Annotated in this window: 4 protein-coding genes; 1 reads left to right on the plus strand and 3 read right to left on the minus strand. The window is 43.6% G+C overall.

Annotated elements, in window-relative coordinates; all coding sequences use genetic code 11:
• Positions 1-225: hypothetical protein (locus F7C14_RS07270; protein ID WP_290901400.1), on the plus strand; the 225-nt coding region annotated here is incomplete at its 5' end.
• 30 nt (positions 226-255) lie between these two features.
• Here F7C14_RS07270 and F7C14_RS07275 read toward each other — a convergent pair.
• The 3 genes from F7C14_RS07275 to F7C14_RS07285 all read right to left on the minus strand — a co-directional run.
• Entirely contained in the window at positions 256-519 is a 264-nt protein-coding gene (locus F7C14_RS07275) for a MoaD/ThiS family protein (RefSeq protein ID WP_290901401.1), read from the minus strand.
• Between the two features lie 8 nt (positions 520-527).
• Positions 528-728: a hypothetical protein gene (locus F7C14_RS07280; protein ID WP_290901402.1), complete on the minus strand. Its 201-nt coding sequence runs from the start codon at positions 726-728 to the stop codon at positions 528-530.
• Positions 729-2,375, minus strand: a 1,647-nt coding sequence (locus tag F7C14_RS07285) for an aldehyde ferredoxin oxidoreductase family protein (protein WP_290901403.1), incomplete at its 5' end; no start/stop codon positions are given. It abuts the gene before it with no gap.

Here is a 2,375-nt window from a genome sequence, read left to right on the forward strand (position 1 = left end):
ATTATAAGAAGAAAAGAGAAGGTTGAAACAATGGACGATAAAGAGATGAAACGTCTTGAAGAACTACTTGAAAAGGCGATTGAAGAAGATAGAGGAGTTATAGCGAGAGCAAAAGAAGTTGAATTTGTAAAAGAAGATTTTGTGTTGGTAAAAGCTCATTACCGCAAGATTAACGGAAAGAGAGTTTACGTCAAACCATACTGGAGAAGGAGGAGGAAGAAGTAATCTGAAAATCGTTTTAAAACTCTTGAAATCTTATCCCCCACCCATCGGAAAAGAAATAACAATACGATCCCCGTGATTTAGCTTTCTGCTAACGTCTACCTGTTCTCCGTTGACAAGAATTACCGCACTTCTAAACGCTCTTGAAGATAGGGCTTCTTCGAACCTTTTTCCGTATTTTTTCGCAAGGCTGTTTAACAAAACTTCAACCGTCGCTCCCCTGTCAAGAGAAACTTTCTCCTCTCTTTTTCCGGTAATTTGAGAAAAATATCCGAGAAATTTTACAAAAACGATCAATTTGATTATCACCTCCTTATGAAAGATAGTTTCGCCCCCTTTCTTGCTTCCATCTCTTCTGGTTTCACTCCCAAACAGAATGCGCAAAGCTTCTTTGTTTTGTCGAAGTGAAGGTCGCAAAACGTTTTTCTGCACTTCCTGCAAATGTTAACGTAAACGTTCGGCTTGGATAAGTCTATTCTTTTCTTGCAAGCCTTACAGAGGGGCATTTATACCACCAACCCCTCCTTTTCAAGGACGTTCAAAACATCGTGCAGTTCAAGAGTCTCAAGAGTTTCCCTCTTTATCAATCCGGTCTCTTTATCCCATCCTCTGATCTCGTAATAGCGATCGAGCATTTTCTCGAAAACCTCTTTCGAGTAAACTTCTCCTTTGGCTGGACCTTTTGGAATTTTCTCCTTGAAGAATCTCTCTGGCAGAGTATCGTCCTTTCTCCTAATTCCTCTTCTTGTATTGAAAGCTCTCTCGACGGTAATTATTCTCTTTCCTATTCTCAACATCTCCTCGTAACTTATCTCCCATCCCGTGGCGGCTGATATCCATTCGTGGTACTTTAAAGAGTAAACCTCTCCTCCAAGCTTTAGGTATTTGTGCAGAAGTTCTGGAACTGGATACTGAATATAATAGCTTGCGTGCATGAAGCGGCAAGACCCGATCGAGTCGGTTATCGCAGCCAGTTCCTCGTGCCAGGCGACCATTTCTGGTTTTCCACCGTATTTTCTTAAATCAACTGCCTCTGGACTACCAAAAAGTTCTTTTCCAACTTCTGGCGGAAACTTCAGCATCTCGAAAACCGGATGAGCTCTGAGATGGTCTGAACCCCTGCTTGCAACGGCAAAAGCGAAACCGAAACCTTTAGCTGCCCTCGGATCGCATGCGATCGAATCCATCCCCTTGATGTTGGAGGTGTAATAAACTGCCTTATCTCCAATGGCTTTCGTGGCTAAATATGAACCAAGAGCACCAAGCTCACCGATCTTTCCTTCTCTCTTGGCAATTTTGTGTATGGCTTCGATCATCGCATCGGCATTCCCAAATCTAAGATCCAGGCCATCCAAAAACTTCTCGTCTATAATTCCCTCTTCTCTGAGTTCCATGAATGTAGCGATCATGTTTCCCGTGGAAACGGCGTCCATTCCGTAATCGTTTACGAGCATGTTCGCGTGGAAAACAGCATCGAAGTCGCTAACTCCGCACTTGCTTCCAAAAGCAGCTATAGCTTCGTATTCGATGTTTCCTCTTGTTCCAGCGTACTTACCACTTCTTATCACTCCATAACGCTTGCACCTATTAGGACAAGACATGCAAGCTCTTCCAGCAGGAATAGGAGAATCTTTAACCGAATACCTGTCTCTGAAAACTTCTCCGCTTATCTTATCTGCTTCCTCAAAATAAGATTCTCTGAAGTTCCTTGTAGGAAGCCATCCTTGAGCGTTACCCCAACCAACGCAAACTGCAGTTCCAAGGACAGAATGCTCTTGAGTTTGGAATCCAAGGTCGTTCATTAAAGCCAGCCAACCTTCTCTCACGACTTCGTAGTATCTTTCCGGATCTGCAACCTCAAGGGATCCGCTACCCTTCACTGCTATAGCTTTCAGGTTTTTCGAAGCCATAACAGTTCCCATTCCACTCCTTCCGGCTGCGTCCCAGTAATCGAAGATAATTGAACCGTAAAGAACCCCGTTTTCTGCAGCAGGTCCAACGGCGGCAACCTTAACGTCCTCGTGTCTCTCCTTAAGAACGTCTGTTGTTTCGAACACACCTGCTCCTTTCAAATCTGATGCATCCTTAATTTCCACACTGCCATCTTCTATAAGAAGGTAAACGGGCTTCTTCGCTCTTCCAAAGATTATTAT

The organism is Ferroglobus sp. (assembly GCF_015521575.1).
In the GTDB taxonomy this organism is placed as follows: Archaea; Halobacteriota; Archaeoglobi; order Archaeoglobales; family Archaeoglobaceae; genus Ferroglobus.

Bases quoted from the DNA above. Each gene is read 5' to 3' on its own strand.
- F7C14_RS07280 (WP_290901402.1), bottom strand. From the start codon at position 728: ATGCCCCTCTGTAAGGCTTGCAAGAAAAGAATAGACTTATCCAAGCCG.